Raw genomic sequence first — 18,466 nt, forward strand, 5'->3', positions numbered from 1 at the left:
GATCGCCAGCGTCGGTCGCGCCGCGTCCGGGACGGAAGCGTCGCCTCCGCCTAATGGTTGGGCATCCGTGTGCGTTGTCGATTCTTTTGTCATGTCCCCGGCAATCTATCGAGCGATGCACAAAAGACAAGCACATCTCTTGCAGCGCACACACTGTTATGGTCCTTCCCCACCAGATTGATGAAGGGGAGCTGAAAAGGATGCCGGATCGCAGGACAGCCGCCGTCATCCTGGCGGCCGGACGCGGCGAGCGCGCCGGCCAATCCGCCGAGGGGCCGAAGCAGTACCGGACGCTCGCCGGTGAGGCCGTGCTGACCCACACCCTGCGCGCCTTTGCCGCCTCTGGCCTCGTCGACACCATCGTCGTCGTCATCCATCCCGATGATGCCGCGCTGTTCGAAAAGGCCCGCCGGTCCATCGCCGCAGAACTGATCGTCGTGCCGGGCGCCGGCACCCGCCAGGGCTCCGTGCGCTGCGGCATCGAGGCGCTCGCCGACCTCGCGCCGGATATCGTCCTGCTGCACGATGCGGCCCGCCCCTTCATCGACGCCGCCACCATCGCTCGCGTCGTCGATGCCGTCGCCGACGGTGTCGGCGCCTTGCCGGCGCTGGCGGTCGCCGATACGCTGAAACGCGGCGGCGCCGAGGGCCACATCGCCGAAACGGTCGACCGTGCCGGCATCTTCGCGGCGCAGACGCCGCAAGGGTTTCCCTATTCCGAGATCCGTGCGGCCCATGCTGCTGCTGCCGAGGCCGGCCTTTCGGACTTTACCGACGACGCCGCGGTGGCGGAGTGGGCCGGGATGGCCGTCCGCCTCGTCGAGGGCACGCCGGCCAATGTCAAACTCACCCGGCAGGACGACATCGTCCGGGCCGACCGACTGATGCGGGGAAGCATGATCGACGTTCGCACCGGCAATGGCTACGACGTGCACCAGCTCGTGCCCGGCGACCACGTGACCCTCTGCGGCGTCAGGATCGCGCACGACCAGACGCTGCTCGGCCATTCCGACGCCGATGTCGGCCTGCACGCCCTCACCGACGCGCTGCTCGCCACCTGCGGCGAAGGCGACATCGGCACGCATTTTCCGCCGAGCGATCCGCAATGGCGGGGTGCGGCCTCGCACATCTTCGTCCGCCATGCCGTCGAACTGCTGCGCCGTCACGGCGGCCGGATCTGCAATGTCGACATCACGCTGATCAGCGAGGCGCCAAAGGTCGCACCGCACCGCGAAGCGATGTGCGCGGCGATTGCCGATATGACCGGCCTCGAGCCCTTCCGCGTCTCGGTGAAGGCGACAACGAACGAGACCATCGGCTTCATCGGCCGCCGCGAGGGGATCGCCGCGATCGCGACGGCCAGCGTCGTCTACGGCGACGGCGCATGAGCGTCTCGGCGGAACAACTCGGCGAGCACGCAGCCCGGCTGGTCGCGGCCTTCACCGAGAGAGGCGCGATGATCGCCACCGCCGAATCCTGCACCGGCGGCCTTATCGCCGGCTTCATTACCGACATCGCCGGCTCATCGGCAGTGCTAGACCGCGGCTTCGTCACCTATTCCAATGCGGCGAAGACGGAAATGATCGGCGTTCCCGCAGCGCTGATCGACGCGCATGGCGCCGTGTCGGAGCCAGTGGCGCGGGCGATGGCGGAAGGCGCCCTCACCCGCTCGAAAGCCGCGGTCGCCGTCGCGGTGACCGGCATTGCCGGTCCCGGCGGCGGCTCGCCGGAGAAGCCAGTCGGCCTTGTGCATTTCGGTCTCGCCAGTCGCGCTGGTACGGTTCACCGCGCCATGCGCTTCGGCGATCTCGGCCGACGCCGGGTGCGGCTGGAGACCATCGCCACGGCCTTCGCAATGCTCGACGCCTGGCTTCAGGAGACGGCGGGCACCACGCCGTAGATCTCGTCGGCGCGCTTCTCGAAGGCCGCGCTGAAGCGGCGGAAGGCGTAGTCGAACATCGAGCCCATCACGAGCCCGAGCGTCCGGCTCTTGAACTCGTAGTCGATGAAAAATTTAACTTCGCATCCGCCGTTCGGCAGAGGCTCGAAATTCCAGCGGTTGTTGAGGTAGCGGAACGGACCGTCGATGTATTTCACGTCGATCTGCCGCTCGGACGGCTTAAGCAGCACCTGCGAAGCGAAGCTTTCGCGCAGCAGCTTGTAGGCGACGGTCATGTCGGCCACCAGCAAGGTCTTGCCCTCGCCTTCACGCCGGTCCCTAATTTTCAGGCTCTGGCAAAGCGGCACGAACTCCGGGTAGCGCTCGACATCGGCCACCAAGGCAAACATCTTGTCGGCGTCGTGCCGCACAGGGCGGCTTGTCTCGAATGTCGGCATGTTAGGCTGCGACCTGACGCGCTATACGGGCTGCCTTCAGCCGCAGAAAATCCTCGCCGGCATGGTGGGACGAGCGGGTCAGCGGGCTCGAGGCCACGACGAGAAAGCCCTTGCTGAGGGCCACCGTCGCATAGGAGTCGAACTCGGCAGGCGGAATATATCGCATGACGGCGTGATGCTTCTTGGTAGGCTGCAGATACTGGCCGATCGTCAGGAAGTCGACGTCGGCGCTTCGCAGATCGTCCATCAATTGAAGGACCTCGTTCCGCTCCTCGCCGAGCCCGACCATGATGCCGGACTTGGTGAAGATTTCTGGATCGAGTTCTTTCACTTGCTGCAGCAATCGAATGGAATGAAAATAGCGGGCCCCCGGACGAACCGTGAGGTAGTTCGACGGGACGGTCTCGAGATTGTGGTTGAAAACGTCGGGCTTGGCCGCGACCACCGTCTCCAGCGCGCCGGGCTTGCGCAGGAAATCGGGCGTCAGGATTTCGATCGTTGTCATCGGGGCCGCAGCGCGAATGGCGCGGATCGTCTCGGCAAAATGCTCGGCGCCGCCGTCGGCAAGATCGTCCCGGTCGACCGAGGTGATTACCACATGGGTGAGGCCCATCTTGGCGACGGCCCTGCCGACGCTCGCCGGTTCGCTGGCGTCCAGCGCATTCGGCTTGCCGGTCGCGACATTGCAGAAGGCGCAAGCCCGCGTGCAGATACCGCCCATGATCATGAAGGTCGCGTGTTTCTTCTCCCAGCACCCGCCGATGTTAGGGCAGCCGGCTTCCTCGCACACGGTGACGAGGTTGTTCGATTTAACGATTTCCTTCGTCTCAAAATACCCAATGGACACCGGCGCCTTTACGCGGATCCAGTCCGGCTTCGGCAGCGTATCCACGGAGTCAGGACGATGGGCTTTTTCGGGATGACGAAGCCGGGGAACAACGTCCCCGGCTCCACGAAGAGTATCAATGACCGTGACCATGGCACCAATCTAAGGTTCCGCCGCGGTCCTTGCAACGCTGCTAGGCGCGGCTGCCGCGGAACATCCGTGCCACTGCGATCAGCAGGCAGGCACCGATGAAGCCGGTGATGAGATAGGCGATGAGACCGGTGCCGAAGCTGAAGCCGATCGCCGCGAGAATGGCATTGAGGACGATGGCGCCCACGATGCCGAGAATGATATTCATGAAGAGACCCATGTTGCTCTTCATAAACTGCTCGGCCAGCCAACCCGCGACTGCACCGACGATGATGGCACCAATCCAGCCCACGCCATTCGTATTCATGTTCATTCTCCGCTGTCGACATTGTTGTCGTGAACGAAGTCGTGCGGGTCACGAATTTGGCAAGATGGTGGCAGGATTAAATATTATTTCGCGAGAATGGAACCAAGATGGAGTTGGCCGGAGTACTGTTCGCCTACGCCGCAGCAAGCGTGGAAATGCGTTGTTAGCGCCGTCGGTGAACTGGGGCGATAGTGATCAAACCAACCCCCGTTGCCCGCCGACCCTTCAATTTTGTCATCCCGGGCTTGACCCGGGATCCATTCCTCAACCGCCATGAAGCATGGTCCGAGACAGAAAGACGGAATGTCCACCGGACATGCCTCGTTCGGTGGCTTGGAATGGATCCCGGGTCAAGCCCGGGATGACGAACCGGAAACGTCAGGCCCATTTCGGACGTGTCGCCTTCAATTCGCAGCGCATCCAATACCGCCGCCGCCGTATTCTACTTGTCTCCCGCTTACTGGTGGATCACCCGCCCATACGCGTCGAGCACGCTCTCATGCATCATCTCCGAGAGAGTCGGGTGCGGGAACACGGTGTGCATCAGCTCCTCCTCAGTCGTTTCCAATCCCATCGCGACGACGTAGCCCTGGATCAGTTCGGTCACCTCCGCGCCGATCATGTGGGCACCGAGGAGCTCGCCGGTCTTGGCGTCGAAGATCGTCTTGACCATGCCTTCCGGCTCGCCGAGCGCGATCGCCTTGCCGTTGCCAGCGAACTTGAACCGGCCGACCTTGACCTCGCGGCCGCCCTCCTTGGCCTTGGCCTCGGTGAGGCCGACGGAGGCGACCTGCGGGTGGCAGTAGGTGCAGCCGGGAATGCGCTCCTTCTTCATCGGATGCGGCTTCAGGCCCTTGATCGCCTCGACGCAGATGACGCCCTCGTGCTCGGCCTTGTGCGCCAGCATCGGCGGGCCGGAAACATCGCCGATGGCGTAGATGCCCTCGACATTGGTCTTGCCGAAGCCGTCGGTGGTGATGATGCCGCGGTTGATCGCGACGCCGATCGCCTCGAGGTTCAGCCCTTCCGAATTGCCCTGCACGCCGATCGCCGAGATCAGCCGCTCGGCGGTGAGGCTTTCTTTCTTGCCGTCCTTGCCCTCGGTCTCGACGGTGACGCCGGTCGAGGACTTCGTGACCTTCGTGACCTTGGTGTCGGTGACGATCTTGATGCCTTGCTTCTCGAAAGACTTGCGGGCAAGCGCCGAGATTTCGGCGTCCTCGACCGGCATGATGGTTGGCAGCAGCTCGACCACGGTCACCTCCGCGCCCATGGTCCGGTAGAAGGAGGCGAACTCAATGCCGATGGCGCCCGAGCCCATGACGATCAGCGATTTCGGCATTTCCGCCGGCTTCATCGCCTCGAAATAGGTCCAGATCCGGTCGCCGTCCGGCTCGATGCCGGGCAGAACGCGCGGCCGGGCGCCGGTGGCAACGATGATGTGCTTGGCCTGATAGGTGCCCTCCCCGAGAACGCCCTTCGGCACGGGGTTCTGCGGCGTCACGACCGGCTTCTGCATCTTGCCGACCACGATTTCGGCGGGCGCGCCCTTGCCGGCCTTGGTGATCTTCGCCTCGCCCCAGATGACGTCGATCTTGTTCTTCTTCATCAGGAAGCCGACGCCGGCGTTCAGCTGCGCCGAGACGCCGCGCGAGCGCTTGACGACATCGCCCATGTCGAACTCGGGCTTGGCAATTTTCAAGCCGTAGTTCGAGGCGTGTTCGGCATAGTGGTAGATCTCGGCCGAGCGCAGCAGTGCCTTGGTCGGGATGCAGCCCCAGTTCAGGCAGATGCCGCCGAGATGCTCGCGCTCGACGATGCCGACCTTGAAGCCGAGCTGGGCGGCACGGATTGCGGTGACGTAGCCGCCGGGACCCGAGCCGATGATGAGGATGTCATAGATGTCGGCCATCGCGTTCGTCCTTGCAGCAGTCGAAGTATGGTTGATGTAGGCGATGCCCCCGGCGAACGCATCCGCCCTCGCCGCATGGCAGCCTAGCGCCGGGAGAGGATCGCCTGCACCTGCGGCACCAGTGCGTCGCCGATCGCCCGCGTGTTGGCGGCATCGAGATGGAAGCCGTCGAGCGGCGAGCACTGCGCCACCTCGCCGGCATCAAAGACATCAATACCGTATTCGTCGGCCACCAGCGCATAGGCTGTGCCGAACTCCTGGGACTCGGCAAGGCTATGGCCGAGCAGCGCCTTCATGTCCGGATCCTCGGTTTCGACGAAGTGCGGCGGGGCGATGATCAGGATCTCGGGCGCCGCGAAGCCCCGGTGGTAGGGAAACTTCTGGACGATTTCGACCAGCCGCTCCATGCCGATCCGCGCCTCGAACACCCGCCCGCCGCCGGTATGGCGCTTAAGGTCGTTGGTACCGAGGAAAAGGATCACGAGGTCCAGCGGATCGTGCGTCGCGAGCAGCGTCGGCAACGTCTTCACGCCGTTCCGCTCGGCGGCCGCCGTGTGGTCGTCGAAGCAGGTGGTGCGCCCGTTGAGGCCCTCGGGGATGATGGTGACCCCCTCCCCGAGCCCCTGTCCGAGCACCGTCGGCCAACGGTCGGCAAAAGCGTGCCGAACGGCGGTAGCCGGATCATAGCCCCAGGTCAGCGAGTCACCGAAGCACAGCACGCTCTTCATCTGACGGTTCCTAGACCAGCATGCCCATAGGGTTCTCGATGTACTTCTTGAACGCCGAGATCAGTTCGGCGCCGAGCGCCCCGTCGACGGCCCGGTGGTCAGTCGACAGCGTCACCGACATGACGGTCGCCACGGCCACCGCCCCGTCCTTCACCACCGCGCGCGGCTCGCCGGCGCCGACGGCAAGGATCGTCGCATGCGGCGGGTTGATCACCGCGGCGAAGTCCTTGACCCCGAACATGCCGAGGTTGGACACCGCCGACGTGCCGCCCTGGAACTCTTCCGGCTTCAGCTTGCGGTCGCGGGCGCGCTTGGCGAGGTCCTTCATCTCGTTCGAGATGGTCGACAGCGTCTTCTCCTCGGCGCGGCGGATGATCGGCGTGATCAGCCCGCCCTCGATCGAGACGGCAACGCCGACATCGGCGTGCTTGTGCTTCAGCATCACGCTCTCGGTCCAGGAGACGTTGGCGTCCGGCACCGCCTTCAGCGCCATCGCCAGGGCCTTGATCACCATGTCGTTGACCGAGAGCTTGTAGGCAGGCTTGTCGCCGGCATCGGACTTCACCGATGGCGCGGCGGCGTTCAGCTGGGCGCGCAGCGCCAGCAGCGCGTCGAGCTCGCAATCGACCGTCAGGTAAAAATGCGGGATCGTCGACTTCGCCTCGACGAGGCGCTTGGCGATGATCTTGCGCATGCCGTCATGCGGCACGGTCTCGTAGGAGCCCTCGGGGAAGAGCTTCATGATCTGCTCGTCGCTCTGGCCCTTGGCGGGAGCCGGAGCCGCGGCAGCGCTCGGGGCAGCGGCAGCGGGCGTCTCGGCCTTGGCGGCAGCAGCGCTCGGACCAGCCTTGGCGGCGGCCTCGACGTCAGCCTTGACGATACGCCCGTGCGGGCCTGAGCCGGTGACGCCGGACAGATCGACGCCGGACTTCTTGGCGATGCGCTTGGCCAGCGGGGAGGCGACGACCCGGTCGCCAGACGCGCCGGAAGCTTTGGCAGGAGCCGGCGCAGCCTTGCCGGTGTCGCGCGTCTCCTTCGGCGGAGCAGCCTCAGCCGTCACCGCGACGTCGTCGGCCTTGGCGGCAGCGCTCTGGCCGCCCGCAGCCGGCGCTTCCGCCTTGGCGGGCGCAGGCGCCGGCGCTGCGGCATCCCCGGCGCTCTCGCCTTCGGCCGTCAGCACCGCAATCACCGCGTTGACCTTCACGCCCTCGGTCCCCGCGGGCACGACGATCTTGGCCACCGTGCCCTCGTCGACCGCCTCGACTTCCATCGTCGCCTTGTCGGTCTCGATCTCGGCCAGCACGTCGCCGGAGGAGACCTTGTCCCCCTCCTTCACCAGCCATTTCGAGAGCGTGCCTTCTTCCATGGTCGGAGAGAGGGCCGGCATCGTCACATTGATCGGCATCGGGCTCTTCCCTTAAGCGCGGTAGCAGACGGCTTTCACCGCATCGATGACGTCCTGCACGGTCGGCAGCGCCAGCTTTTCGAGATTCGCGGCATAGGGCATCGGAACGTCCTTGCCCGTCACCTTCAGCACCGGCGCGTCGAGGTGGTCGAAGGCGCGCTCCATCAGCTCAGAGGCGATGTGCGAGCCGATCGAAGACTGCGGCCAGCCCTGCTCGACCGTGACGCAGCGGTTGGTCTTCTGCACCGAACGGATCACCGTCTCCATGTCCATCGGCCGGATCGTCCGGAGATCGATGATCTCGCAGTCGATGCCTTCCTTAGCCAGTTCCTCGGCGGCAGCGATCGCATAGGTCATGCCGATCGAGAACGACACGATGGTGACGTCCTTGCCCTTACGGTGGATGCGCGCCTTGCCGATCGGCACGGTCCAGTCATCGCCTTTCGGAACGTCGAAGGTCTGGCCGTACATGATCTCGTTCTCGAGGAAGACCACCGGGTTCGGATCGCGGATAGCAGACTTCAGCAAGCCCTTGGCGTCGGCCGCCGAGAACGGCGTCACGACCTTGAGGCCCGGGATCTGGCCGTACCAGGCGGTGAAATCCTGGCTGTGCTGGGCGCCGACGCGGGCGGCCGCGCCATTCGGGCCGCGGAACACGATCGGGCAGCCCATCTGGCCGCCGGCCATGTAGAGCGTCTTGGCGGCAGAGTTGATGATCTGGTCGATTGCCTGCATGGCGAAGTTGAAGGTCATGAACTCGACGATCGGGCGCAGGCCCGCAAAGGCCGCACCGACACCCAGGCCGGCGAAGCCGTGCTCGGTGATCGGCGTGTCGACGACGCGGCGGGCACCGAACTCTTCCAGCAGGCCCTGGCTGATCTTGTAGGCACCCTGATACTCGGCGACTTCCTCGCCCATCAGGAAGACCTTCTCCTCGCGGCGCATTTCCTCGGCCATCGCGTCGCGCAGCGCGTCGCGGACCGTGGTCTGCACCATCTCGGTGCCCTCGGGGTACTCGGCCTCGTCGGCATCGCCGTCCATATGGGCCTTGGCCGCCGCCGGAACCTTGGTGGCCTCCGACTCGGACTGCGCCTTCTCCCCGGACGCACCGGCAGGCTCGGTCTTCGACACCGCCGCCTCGGCTGCGGGCGCCGACGGCGCGGCCTTCGCACCGTTCATCGCGCCGGCATCCTCGCCCTCGGCGAGCAGCACGGCGATGACGGCGTTGACCTTCACGTTCTCGGTGCCGGCGGGGACGACGATCTTGCCGATCGTGCCTTCGTCCACGGCCTCGACTTCCATCGTTGCCTTGTCGGTCTCGATCTCGGCGATCACGTCACCGGGGGCGACCTTATCGCCTTCCTGCTTGATCCACTTGGAGACGGTACCCTCTTCCATCGTCGGCGAGAGGGCGGGCATCAAAATATCGGTGGGCATGTCTGCCTCTCCTACTCGGCGGCCTGGGGCGTTTCGTCGGCGTAGATGTCCGTCCACAGCTCCGAGGGATCCGGCTCTCGATCGTTCTGGGCGAAGTCGGCAGCGTCGGCGACGATGTCGCGCACGTCCTTGTCGATGCCCTTCAGCTCGTCTTCAGACACGCCGTGCGATTCCAAGAGGCGCTGCTTGGCCTGCTCGATTGGGTCATGGTCGGAGCGCATCTTCTGCACCTCGTCGCGCGACCGGTATTTTGCCGGATCCGACATCGAGTGGCCGCGGTAGCGGTAGGTCATCATCTCCAGGATGATCGGCCCTGCACCCGAACGGCAATGCTCGGCAGCGAGATCGCCCGCCGCCTTCACCGCGCGCACGTCCATGCCGTCGACCTGGATGCCCGGAATCTTGAAGGACAGGCCGCGGTGGGCAAAATTCGTCTCGGCCGAGGCGCGGCTGACCGAGGTGCCCATGGCGTAGCGGTTGTTCTCGATGATGTAGACCACCGGCAGCTTCCACAGCGAGGCCATGTTGAAGCTCTCGTAGACCTGGCCCTGGTTGGATGCGCCGTCGCCGAAATAGGTCAGCGAGATCGAATCATTGCCGTTGTAGCGGTTGGCGAAGGCGAGGCCTGTGCCGATCGACACCTGGGCGCCGACGATGCCGTGGCCGCCGTAGAACTTCTTCTCCTTGGAGAACATGTGCATCGACCCGCCCTTGCCGCGGGAGTAGCCGCCCTGCCGGCCGGTCAGCTCGGCCATCACGCCGCGCGATTCCATGCCGGTGGCCAGCATGTGGCCGTGGTCGCGGTAGCCGGTGATGACCTGGTCGCCGTCCTTCAGCGACATCTGCATGCCGACGACGACGGCTTCCTGGCCGATATAGAGGTGGCAGAAACCGCCGATGAAGCCCATGCCGTAGAGCTGGCCGGCCTTTTCCTCGAAGCGGCGGATCAGGAGCATCTCGCGATACGCCTTGAGATCCTCGTCCTTGGTGAACTGCAGCGGTGCCGGGGCGTCGATCTGGCCGACCTGCGGCGCGACGACGGCCGCCTCGGGCACGGAATCGCCCAAGAGGTCGAGGTCCGGCTTCTTCTGCTTCGTGGTCGCCATCGCGCCCTCCCGATCCAGTGATCGCACCCCGAGAGGGCTGCGGATTGGCGCGGATTATAGTCTTCCGGACCAAGGGAGCAAGCGAGCGGATTTCTTATACCAGATTTCAGTTAAACTACCGCAATGCAGCATATTTAACTGAATTCAGGTTACTAGCGCATGATGGTGATTTCGTCCGGCGCGCTGTAGCCCAGGAGACGACGGGCGCGCTCGTCGATCATATCACGCTCCAGCGTTCCGTCGTGCAGCAGCTGGACACGCCGTTCAAGGCCCTCGCGCTGAACCACGAGCTTGGCATAGCGCTCCTGACTCGCCGCCAGTTCCTGGGCGAGCAGCACTTTCGATTCCATGCCGAACTTGCCGCTCTGCGCATGAAAGGCGAAGTAGGCGAGAAAGCTCAGCGCGATCGTCGGCACGATCAGGCGGCCCATCTTGCTCTGGCGGTATTGTTTCGTGCGCATCGGCTTCTCCATTGCGCAGACCTTGCCACGCCGAGCTTTAAAGCCCGGTTAAGCCTGTTGCCCTTGCAGAAATGCCCTGCCACACGACTTCTTCTGAACCTTCCGATGCCAGGACGGTTTGCCGCACCCGCCGGCACCATCAACAGGACGAGACATGAGCAAGGACGACTTGGCAGGCGCAGCGCCGGAACGGACCCCGTCGCCGCGCGAACAGATGGACAATCCCCCGTCCGCCGGCGACACCCTCAGCGACTATTTCGCCTTCGAGGAGATTTTCGCCCGCGTTCTCGCCACCGCCGACCACGAGCTCGACGCCAGCTCGAAATTCCTGTTTTTCAGCGGGCTCACCGCCGGCTTCGCGCTCGGCCTCAGCTTCCTCGCCAAGGTGATCTTCACCGAGGCCGCCGGCGAGGAGATGCCGGGGCTTCTGGGCACGCTGATGTATCCCGTCGGCTTCTTCATCATCGTCATCGGCCGCTACCAGCTGTTCACCGAGAACACGCTGACGCCGGTGGTCCTTGTCCTCACCAAGCTCGCGAGCCTTGCCAACCTGCTCCGCCTCTGGGGCGTCGTGCTCCTCGCCAACATGATCGGCGCCGTGGCGGTCGCCGCCCTCCTCTCCTATGCCCACGTCCTCGACCCGAAGGCGATCGAGATCGCCTTGAAGATCGGCGAGCACGCCGTCGAGACACCGGGGCTGACGCTGTTCTCGAAAGCCCTCATCGCCGGCTGGATCGTCGCCTCCATGGTCTGGCTGGTGCACGCGGCCATGGACACGATCTCAAAAATCCTGATCGTCTGGTTCCTGATGTATTTCGTCGGCGTCGCCAGTTTCTTCCATGTCGTGACGTCCTCGGTCGAGGTTTTCTTCCTCGCTTTCGAGGGCGACGGCCCGTTCTGGTCGCTCTGGCCGAACTTCATCTTGCCGATCATCGTCGGCAACACGGTGGGCGGCATCCTGTTCGTCGCGATCGTCAACTACGTGCAGTTCGGCGCCCAGAAAGAGTCCGCGATGTTCGAGCGCTACGGCGATCGCCTGACCTGGCGCCAATGGGCCTTCGGCCGGACGAAGGCACTGGGCAGCGAGACCTCGCCGGTCGATTGACGGCGTTGCGCTGGATCGACGTCCGGCGCGAATGATCGAAACCGTACCGCAACCTCGCGCATCCCGAGGATTTGTCCCTTCTTACAGAAGGAGACATTCCATGAAGGCACTTACCTGGCACGGCAAGGGCGACATCCGCTGCGAATCCGTCCCCGATCCGATCATCGAGGACGATCGTGACGTCGTCATCAAGGTGACGGCGTGCGCGATCTGCGGCTCCGACCTTCACCTGATGGGCGGCTTCATGCCGACGATGGAGCACGGCGACATTCTCGGCCACGAGACCATGGGCGAGGTCATGGAAGTCGGCCGCGGTGCCGCGGGCAAGCTGAAGGTCGGTGACCGCATTGTCGTGCCGTTCACCATCTCCTGCGGCGAGTGCCGGCAGTGCAAGTGGGGCAACTGGTCGTGCTGCGAGCGCACCAACCCGAACGGCAAGCTTCAGGCCGAGACTTTCGGCTATCCGCTCGCCGGCCTTTACGGCTTCTCGCACATCACCGGCGGCTTCTCCGGCGGCCAAGCCGAGTACATGCGCGTCCCCTATGCCGACGTGAACCCGATCGTCATCCCGGACGGTCTCGACGACGAGCAGGTACTCTTCCTCTCCGACATCTTCCCGACCGCCTACATGGCCGCCGAGAACTGCAACATCCAGCCGGGCGACACCGTCGCGGTATGGGGCTGCGGCCCGGTCGGCGTACTCGCCATCAAGAGCTGCTTCCTCTTGGGCGCCGAGCGCGTCATCGCGATCGACACCGTGCCGGAGCGCTTGGCCCTCGCGCGGTCGGCGGGTGCCGAGACCATCGACTTCGGCGAACAGGTCGTCCAGGAAACGCTGATGGAGATGACCAACGGCCAGGGGCCGGACTCGGTCATCGAGGCCGTCGGCATGGAGGCGCACGGCGCCGATACGCTCGCGCAGAAAGTGTCGTCGGCGGTGATGTCCGCCACGGTCTCGATGGAGCGCCCGTTTGCCTTTAACCAGGCGGTTCTCGCCTGCCGCCCGGGTGGCACGGTCTCGATGCCCGGCGTCTACGCTGGCCCGTCCGGTCCGGTGGCGCTGGGTCTCGTCATGAACAAGGGGCTGACGATCAAGACCGGCCAGACCCACATGAAGCGCTACATGGAGCCGTTGCTCCAGCGCATCCAGAACGGCGAGATCGACCCGTCCTTCATCATCAGCCACCGCGCGACCTCGCTGGAAGACGGCCCTGCCCTCTACGAGACCTTCCGCGACAAAAAGGACGCCTGCACCAAGGTGATCTTCAAGCCGCACGGCTAAGGCTCGAACGCACTGCGAAGCAAGGAGGCGCGACCGCAAGGCCGCGCCTTTTTCATGTGCCGCCATCGGGGGGGTGCCCGCGGGATTTTGCGACCGCTCGTTCGAAAACGTGCCGCAAGCGGAATTCACGCAATGCCCCCCGCCCAGCTCTCGACGCGCAGTATCGTCCAATTATAAGCTCGCTGAACTTTTGGGAGATGACCTATGGCCAGAACGACGCTTTTCGCTTGCCTTCTGGCCGCCACGCTGGTCACCGCCGGACCTGCCTCTGCTGACGATGCCGGCATGCCTTTCATCGGGACCTGGGACTGTGAGGTCGAGACCTTCACCTTCACGGCGGACACCTACAACAACGGGTCGGAGACCTTGCCGATCGAGGAGGTCCAGGAAGGCAGCGACGGCTCGTGGACGCTGATGTTCGCCGACGACTACATCATCACGCTCTCGGGCTTCACCGGCGACGAGATGGGCTGGTTCTCGCCGGCCAGCGGCGACAGTTTCCAGTGCAAGGCCGTCCGCTGACGCACTTCACGTGCTGCTGCCGATCTCCGCCGGATACGACCAGACGGCAGCCATAGCTGAACGAAAAAAGGCGGAGCCGAAGCCCCGCCTTTTCCATTCGTTGCCCAGCCGATCAGACGTTGACGGCTTAGCGCCGGCGCAGGATCGAACGACCGGCATAGACGGCCTGGTCGCCGAGTTCTTCCTCGATGCGCAGAAGCTGGTTGTACTTGGCGGTACGGTCCGAGCGAGCGAGCGAGCCGGTCTTGATCTGTCCGCAGTTCACGGCAACCGAGAGATCGGCAATGGTCGAATCCTCGGTCTCGCCCGAACGGTGCGACATCACCGCGGTGTAGCCGGCGCGGTGCGCGACGCTGACGGCGTCGAGCGTCTCGGTCAGCGTGCCGATCTGGTTGACCTTGACGAGGATCGAGTTGGCCACGCCCTGCTCGATGCCCTGGCGCAGGCGCGCCGAGTTGGTCACGAACAGGTCGTCGCCCACCAGCTGGCAAGACGAGCCGATCTTGTCGCTCAGCGTCTTCCAGCCGGCCCAGTCGTCCTCGCCCATGCCGTCCTCGATCGAGATGATGGGATAGGCGCCGGCGAGCTCGGCAAGGTAGGCGGCCATGTCGTTCGGAGAGAGCTTGCGGCCTTCGCCGGCGAGGTCGTAGACGCCGTCCTTGAAGAACTCGGTCGAGGCGCAGTCGAGCGCGAGGTAGATGTCCTCGCCCGGCTTGTAGCCGGCCTTCTCGATCGCGTGCAGCACGAAGTCGAGTGCCAGCTTCGGCGAGGCAAGGTTCGGCGCGAAGCCGCCCTCGTCGCCGACATTGGTATTGTGGCCGGCGTCCTTCAGCATCTTCTTCAGAGTGTGGAACACCTCGGCGCCCATGCGCAGGCCTTCGGCGAAGGTCGGCGCGCCGACCGGCATGATCATGAATTCCTGGAAGTCGATCGGGTTGTCGGCATGCGCGCCGCCATTGATGATGTTCATCATCGGCACCGGCAGGACATGCGCGGAGGCGCCGCCGACATAGCGGTAGAGCGGCAGCGCGGAGGAATCGGCCGAGGCCTTGGCGACGGCGAGCGACACGCCGAGGATGGCGTTGGCGCCGAGGCGGCTCTTGTTGTCGGTGCCGTCGAGCTCGATCAGCAGCTGGTCGACCCGGATCTGCCCTTCCGCGTCGATGCCGGCCAGAGTCTCAAAAATCTCGCCGTTGACGGCTTCCACGGCGCGCTGGACGCCCTTGCCCATGTAGCGGGCATCGCCATCGCGGAGCTCGACCGCCTCGTGCGCACCCGTCGACGCGCCCGACGGCACCGCCGCGCGGCCCATCGCGCCGTCGTCGAGGATGACGTCGACCTCGACGGTCGGGTTGCCGCGGCTATCGAGAATTTCGCGTCCGATGATGTCGATGATCGCAGTCATGGCCCACTCCTTTGCGGCTGTTTCGCGAGCCTCTTAGAGCAAGCCGGCGACAGTTTGAACTCGTTTCGGGAAAATCGTGAACCGGCCCTGCGGCGAGCGGCCAGTGCTGCGGCGCGTGCTCAGCCTTCCTCGAAGGCGATGAACCCGTTGTCCGAACCGAGGAGATCGACCACCAGCCGCTCGCCCAGCCGGCGACCGCGGAGACCGGCGACGTCCATAAGCGCCTGAACCGCCGCCAGCGACGGCACCCTCAGCACCACGCCCTCGAACCGCAACCCGCGCTCGCCGTCCCGGCGCCGGCCATAGCGTTCCGCCATGCCCTCGGCACCCAGCACCTCGAACCCGCTTTGCCCGAGCGCCACCGAAAGCCCGTCTGCGATGGCGATCACCTCGGCGCCGGCGGTGACGTCCCCGATGAAAGCGGCATAGTCGTCCGACCGTGGCTCCGACAGCACCAGCCGTGCCAGCCCGCTGACGCCGTTCGCATGGCGGCTAAGCGCCGACCGGTCGCCTTTCGGCGCCATCGCCTGGCAAGTGAAAAAGAAGAGGTCCGGCACCCTCCGGTCCTGGGCGAAGGCAAGCCGAAATGTCAGGCGCCGCTCCGTCCCCGCCGCCTGGAACACTCGCGAGAATTCGAAGATTTCGCCATCGGCGAGCCCCGCCGCCGAGAAGGCCGCACGGTCGGCCTCGGCATCCTCCGAGGCGAAGGCGATGCCCGAAAAGCCGGGTGCACCGCGCCGAGCCCGAAACGCCCGGTCGCGGGCGACGAACACATTGCCCGCCAGCGCTTCAGTCGCACAGCGGTTCGCGTCCGCTACCGCGAGCGGCTCCAGATAGGTGCCGTCGGCGAAGAACACGCAGGCGTTCGCCGTGCAGAAGGGATGGACGGCGTCCGGCGCGACGGTGAAGCCGAGCGCCTCGAAGAAGGCACGCGACCCGGCGAGCGAGTCCACCGGCAACACCAGATGATCGAGACGGCGCGGCGCCACCGAAGCGACGCCTGCCATCAGACCAGCCGCGAGCGTTCGAGCGCGGCGGCGATGAAGGACGAGAACAGCGGGTGCGGCTCGAACGGCCGTGACTTCAGCTCGGGGTGGTACTGTACGCCGATGAACCAGGGATGGTCGGGGAATTCGACCGTCTCCGGCAGGAGGCCGTCCGGCGACATGCCGGCAAAGACCATGCCGGCCGCCTCGAGACGCTCGCGGTAGTCGCGGTTCACCTCGTAGCGGTGGCGGTGGCGCTCGACGATCTCGGTTGCCCCGTAGATCCCGGCAATGCGCGAGCCCGCGGCAAGCGAGGCCTGGTAGGAACCGAGCCGCATCGTGCCGCCAAGATCGCCCTCGCGCGCCCGCTGCTCCAGCTCGTTGCCGCGCATCCATTCGGTCATCAGGCCGACCAGCGGCTCCGACGTCGGGCCGAACTCGGTGGAATCGGCGTTGTGGATCCCGGCCAGCGAACGCGCGGCCTCGATCACCGCCATCTGCATGCCGAAGCAGATGCCAAAATACGGCACTTCGTGCTCCCGCGCGAACTTCGCCGCCAGGATCTTGCCCTCGGCACCGCGCTCGCCGAAGCCGCCGGGCACCAGGATGCCGTTGACCCGGTCGAGATAGGGCGTCGGATCCTCGGCCTCGAACACTTCGGACGAGATCCAGTCGAGCTTCACGCGCACCTTGTTGGCGATGCCGCCGTGCTGCAGCGCCTCGATCAGCGACTTGTACGCGTCTTTCAGGCCCGTGTACTTGCCGACGATGGCGATGGTGACTTCGCCCTCGGGATTGTGGATGCCGTGCGAGATCTGGTTCCAGCGCTCGAGCTTCGGCTTCGGCGCGGGGTCGATGCCGAAAGCGGCGAGCACCTCGGTGTCGAGGCCTTCCTGGTGATAGGCGTTCGGCACGTCGTAGATCGAGGCGACGTCAAGCGCCTGGATCACCGCGGTCTCGCGGACGTTGCAGAAGAGGCTCATCTTGCGCCGTTCCTCGACCGGGATCGGCCGGTCGGCGCGCACGAGGAGGATGTCGGGCTGGATGCCGATCGAACGCAGTTCCTTGACGGAGTGTTGCGTCGGCTTGGTCTTCAGCTCGCCGGCGGTGGCGATGTAGGGCATCAAGGTCAGGTGGACGTAGATCGCGCCGTTGCGCGGCAGGTCGTTGCCGAGCTGACGGATCGCCTCGACGAAGGGCATCGCCTCGATGTCGCCGACCGTGCCGCCGATCTCGACGAGCACGAAGTCGAACTCCTCATTGCCGTCGAGCACGAAATTCTTGATCGCGTCGGTGACGTGCGGAATGACCTGGACGGTCGCGCCGAGATAGTCGCCGCGGCGCTCCCGGGCGATGATGTCCTTGTAGATCCGGCCCGTCGTGATGTTGTCCATCTTGTTGGCCGGGCGGCCGGTGAAGCGCTCGTAGTGCCCAAGGTCGAGGTCGGTCTCGGCGCCGTCGTCGGTGACGAACACCTCGCCGTGCTGCGTCGGGCTCATCGTGCCCGGATCGACGTTGAGGTAGGGATCGAGCTTGCGCAGCCGGACACGGTAGCCACGGGCCTGCAGGAGAGCCCCAAGGGCTGCCGAGGCGATGCCTTTTCCCAAAGAGGAAACCACGCCGCCGGTAATGAAGATGTATCGCGCCATGGGCCTTCCCGATAACCGCTAGAAGTCGATTCGGCCAGTCAGAAACTCGGCCTCAAAACGAAACAGGGCGCTCGGAGCGCCCTGTCGGTGGCTGTCTTGTCTGTCCGCCTTACTGGGCGGGCGTCGTAGTAGTTGCCGGGCTGGACGGTGTCTCCGTCGCCGGTGCCGAGGTTCCCGTTGCCGGTGCCGAGGTTCCGGTCGCCGGGCTGCCCGTCGACGATGCCGGGGCGTCGCTGGACGGCGTGTCCGCAGCCGGCGACGTGGTCGACGGCGCCTCGCTGGCGGGAGCCGTGCTCTCGGCTGGTGTCGAAGTCGGGTCGGTCGGGGCCGTTGTCGCTGGTGCCGTCGGCGTGCTGGCCGAGGGAGCCGGCTGCGGCGGCGTGACGGGCGGGGTCACAGCGGCATCGGGCGCTGCCGGCGTCGCGGCATCTGTCGTCGTCGGCGCGACGGCGGGTGCCGTGGCCGGTAGGCCGCCCAGCTGGTCGAGCAGGTTGCCGCTGCCGGAACCGGTGGTGCCGCCCTGGTTCGCCGGGAGGCGATCGAGGATGTCGGTCGGCTGCGAGCCGTAACGGGCGGTGAGGCCCAGCGCCAGCGAGGTGATGAAGAAGGCCGCGGCGAGGATCGCGGTCGTCCGGGTCAGCGCGTTGGCCGCGCCGCGGGCGGTCATCAGACCACCACCGCCGCCGCCGATACCGAGCGCCCCGCCTTCCGAGCGCTGCAGCAGGACGACGACGATCAGTGCGAGCACGATCATCAGATGGACGATAATAAGAACTGTAGTCATTGATCCGCTTCGCACACGACTTCTTCAGGGGACGCGCGCCTCATATAGGAGGGGCGAGCTTATT

The 18,466-nt window shown here is 65.4% G+C and carries 18 protein-coding genes; 5 read left to right on the top strand and 13 right to left on the bottom strand.

All coding sequences use genetic code 11. The features are described 5' to 3' along the window. Positions 1–200 precede the first annotated feature (200 nt). On the top strand, positions 201–1,388 hold the full coding sequence (locus ACZLZQ_RS16600; RefSeq protein ID WP_472950323.1) for a bifunctional 2-C-methyl-D-erythritol 4-phosphate cytidylyltransferase/2-C-methyl-D-erythritol 2,4-cyclodiphosphate synthase: 1,188 nt from the start codon (positions 201–203) through the stop codon (positions 1,386–1,388). Then, positions 1,385–1,900 carry a CinA family protein gene (locus ACZLZQ_RS16605; RefSeq protein WP_472950324.1) on the top strand — a complete coding sequence of 172 codons (516 nt, stop codon included), beginning with the start codon at positions 1,385–1,387 and terminating at the stop codon, positions 1,898–1,900. The genes ACZLZQ_RS16600 and ACZLZQ_RS16605 overlap by 4 nt, the downstream gene beginning before the upstream one ends. Here the strand turns inward: ACZLZQ_RS16605 and ACZLZQ_RS16610 are convergent. From ACZLZQ_RS16610 to ACZLZQ_RS16650, 9 genes are all read right to left on the bottom strand, one after another. Then, a complete protein-coding gene (locus tag ACZLZQ_RS16610; protein ID WP_472950325.1) occupies positions 1,873–2,337 on the bottom strand; it encodes a type II toxin-antitoxin system RatA family toxin in 465 nt (154 codons plus the stop codon). The two genes, ACZLZQ_RS16605 and ACZLZQ_RS16610, sit on opposite strands and share 28 nt — an antisense overlap. 1 nt (position 2,338) lies before the next feature. After that, positions 2,339–3,316 carry a lipoyl synthase gene (gene lipA, locus ACZLZQ_RS16615; RefSeq protein WP_472950326.1) on the bottom strand — a complete coding sequence of 326 codons (978 nt, stop codon included), beginning with the start codon at positions 3,314–3,316 and terminating at the stop codon, positions 2,339–2,341. A gap of 40 nt (positions 3,317–3,356) precedes the next feature. Further along, positions 3,357–3,620 (bottom strand): GlsB/YeaQ/YmgE family stress response membrane protein, encoded by a 264-nt coding sequence (locus ACZLZQ_RS16620; RefSeq protein WP_472933339.1) that lies wholly within the window; start codon positions 3,618–3,620, stop codon positions 3,357–3,359. A gap of 457 nt (positions 3,621–4,077) precedes the next feature. Beyond that, positions 4,078–5,532, bottom strand: a complete 1,455-nt coding sequence (lpdA, locus tag ACZLZQ_RS16625) for a dihydrolipoyl dehydrogenase (protein WP_472950327.1) — start codon at positions 5,530–5,532, stop codon at positions 4,078–4,080. An 83-nt stretch (positions 5,533–5,615) separates the two neighbouring features. Beyond that, positions 5,616–6,260, bottom strand: coding sequence for an SGNH/GDSL hydrolase family protein (locus ACZLZQ_RS16630; protein WP_472950328.1), 645 nt, complete (start codon positions 6,258–6,260; stop codon positions 5,616–5,618). Positions 6,261–6,270: 10 nt separating this feature from the next. After that, complete coding sequence (locus tag ACZLZQ_RS16635; RefSeq protein WP_472950329.1) at positions 6,271–7,665, bottom strand: pyruvate dehydrogenase complex dihydrolipoamide acetyltransferase; 1,395 nt, start codon at positions 7,663–7,665, stop codon at positions 6,271–6,273. 12 nt (positions 7,666–7,677) lie between these two features. After that, positions 7,678–9,102, bottom strand: a complete 1,425-nt coding sequence (locus ACZLZQ_RS16640) for a pyruvate dehydrogenase complex E1 component subunit beta (protein WP_472950330.1) — start codon at positions 9,100–9,102, stop codon at positions 7,678–7,680. 11 nt (positions 9,103–9,113) lie between these two features. Then, positions 9,114–10,208 (bottom strand): pyruvate dehydrogenase (acetyl-transferring) E1 component subunit alpha, encoded by a 1,095-nt coding sequence (pdhA, locus tag ACZLZQ_RS16645; protein ID WP_472950331.1) that lies wholly within the window; start codon positions 10,206–10,208, stop codon positions 9,114–9,116. A 152-nt stretch (positions 10,209–10,360) separates the two neighbouring features. Further along, entirely contained in the window at positions 10,361–10,669 is a 309-nt protein-coding gene (locus tag ACZLZQ_RS16650; protein WP_472937619.1) for an FtsB family cell division protein, read from the bottom strand. A gap of 154 nt (positions 10,670–10,823) precedes the next feature. On the opposite strand from ACZLZQ_RS16650, the gene ACZLZQ_RS16655 reads away from it, so the two are divergent. The 3 genes from ACZLZQ_RS16655 to ACZLZQ_RS16665 all read left to right on the top strand — a co-directional run bounded on the left by ACZLZQ_RS16655 (position 10,824) and on the right by ACZLZQ_RS16665 (position 13,578). Next, a complete protein-coding gene (locus tag ACZLZQ_RS16655) occupies positions 10,824–11,774 on the top strand; it encodes a formate/nitrite transporter family protein (protein ID WP_472950332.1) in 951 nt (316 codons plus the stop codon). A gap of 100 nt (positions 11,775–11,874) precedes the next feature. After that, positions 11,875–13,056, top strand: a complete 1,182-nt coding sequence (locus ACZLZQ_RS16660) for a zinc-dependent alcohol dehydrogenase (protein WP_472933331.1) — start codon at positions 11,875–11,877, stop codon at positions 13,054–13,056. 204 nt (positions 13,057–13,260) lie between these two features. Continuing rightward, positions 13,261–13,578: a hypothetical protein gene (locus tag ACZLZQ_RS16665; protein WP_472950333.1), complete on the top strand. Its 318-nt coding sequence runs from the start codon at positions 13,261–13,263 to the stop codon at positions 13,576–13,578. 127 nt (positions 13,579–13,705) lie between these two features. Here ACZLZQ_RS16665 and eno read toward each other — a convergent pair whose 3' ends face one another. The 4 genes from eno to secG form a co-directional block, all read right to left on the bottom strand. Next, a complete protein-coding gene (eno, locus tag ACZLZQ_RS16670) occupies positions 13,706–14,983 on the bottom strand; it encodes a phosphopyruvate hydratase (RefSeq protein ID WP_472933329.1) in 1,278 nt (425 codons plus the stop codon). A gap of 119 nt (positions 14,984–15,102) precedes the next feature. After that, positions 15,103–15,990, bottom strand: a complete 888-nt coding sequence (locus ACZLZQ_RS16675) for a VOC family protein (protein WP_472950334.1) — start codon at positions 15,988–15,990, stop codon at positions 15,103–15,105. Beyond that, positions 15,990–17,618, bottom strand: coding sequence for a CTP synthase (pyrG, locus tag ACZLZQ_RS16680; RefSeq protein WP_472933327.1), 1,629 nt, complete (start codon positions 17,616–17,618; stop codon positions 15,990–15,992). Before pyrG ends, ACZLZQ_RS16675 begins: the two co-directional genes overlap by 1 nt. Positions 17,619–17,727: 109 nt before the next feature. Next, positions 17,728–18,402: a preprotein translocase subunit SecG gene (gene secG, locus ACZLZQ_RS16685; protein ID WP_472950335.1), complete on the bottom strand. Its 675-nt coding sequence runs from the start codon at positions 18,400–18,402 to the stop codon at positions 17,728–17,730. Between the last annotated feature and the right edge of the window lie 64 nt (positions 18,403–18,466).

This window comes from Mesocryomonas lacus, assembly GCF_055730105.2.

Coding starts and splice junctions, on each gene's coding strand:
- ACZLZQ_RS16600 (WP_472950323.1), top strand. CDS start 201: ATGCCGGATCGCAGGACAGCCGCCGTCATCCTGGCGGCCGGACGCGGC.
- ACZLZQ_RS16605 (WP_472950324.1), top strand. CDS start 1,385: ATGAGCGTCTCGGCGGAACAACTCGGCGAGCACGCAGCCCGGCTGGTC.
- ACZLZQ_RS16610 (WP_472950325.1), bottom strand. CDS start 2,337: ATGCCGACATTCGAGACAAGCCGCCCTGTGCGGCACGACGCCGACAAG.
- lipA (WP_472950326.1), bottom strand. CDS start 3,316: ATGGTCACGGTCATTGATACTCTTCGTGGAGCCGGGGACGTTGTTCCC.
- ACZLZQ_RS16620 (WP_472933339.1), bottom strand. CDS start 3,620: ATGAATACGAATGGCGTGGGCTGGATTGGTGCCATCATCGTCGGTGCA.
- lpdA (WP_472950327.1), bottom strand. CDS start 5,532: ATGGCCGACATCTATGACATCCTCATCATCGGCTCGGGTCCCGGCGGC.
- ACZLZQ_RS16630 (WP_472950328.1), bottom strand. CDS start 6,260: ATGAAGAGCGTGCTGTGCTTCGGTGACTCGCTGACCTGGGGCTATGAT.
- ACZLZQ_RS16635 (WP_472950329.1), bottom strand. CDS start 7,665: ATGCCGATCAATGTGACGATGCCGGCCCTCTCTCCGACCATGGAAGAA.
- ACZLZQ_RS16640 (WP_472950330.1), bottom strand. CDS start 9,102: ATGCCCACCGATATTTTGATGCCCGCCCTCTCGCCGACGATGGAAGAG.
- pdhA (WP_472950331.1), bottom strand. CDS start 10,208: ATGGCGACCACGAAGCAGAAGAAGCCGGACCTCGACCTCTTGGGCGAT.
- ACZLZQ_RS16650 (WP_472937619.1), bottom strand. CDS start 10,669: ATGCGCACGAAACAATACCGCCAGAGCAAGATGGGCCGCCTGATCGTG.
- ACZLZQ_RS16655 (WP_472950332.1), top strand. CDS start 10,824: ATGAGCAAGGACGACTTGGCAGGCGCAGCGCCGGAACGGACCCCGTCG.
- ACZLZQ_RS16660 (WP_472933331.1), top strand. CDS start 11,875: ATGAAGGCACTTACCTGGCACGGCAAGGGCGACATCCGCTGCGAATCC.
- ACZLZQ_RS16665 (WP_472950333.1), top strand. CDS start 13,261: ATGGCCAGAACGACGCTTTTCGCTTGCCTTCTGGCCGCCACGCTGGTC.
- eno (WP_472933329.1), bottom strand. CDS start 14,983: ATGACTGCGATCATCGACATCATCGGACGCGAAATTCTCGATAGCCGC.
- ACZLZQ_RS16675 (WP_472950334.1), bottom strand. CDS start 15,990: ATGGCAGGCGTCGCTTCGGTGGCGCCGCGCCGTCTCGATCATCTGGTG.
- pyrG (WP_472933327.1), bottom strand. CDS start 17,618: ATGGCGCGATACATCTTCATTACCGGCGGCGTGGTTTCCTCTTTGGGA.
- secG (WP_472950335.1), bottom strand. CDS start 18,402: ATGACTACAGTTCTTATTATCGTCCATCTGATGATCGTGCTCGCACTG.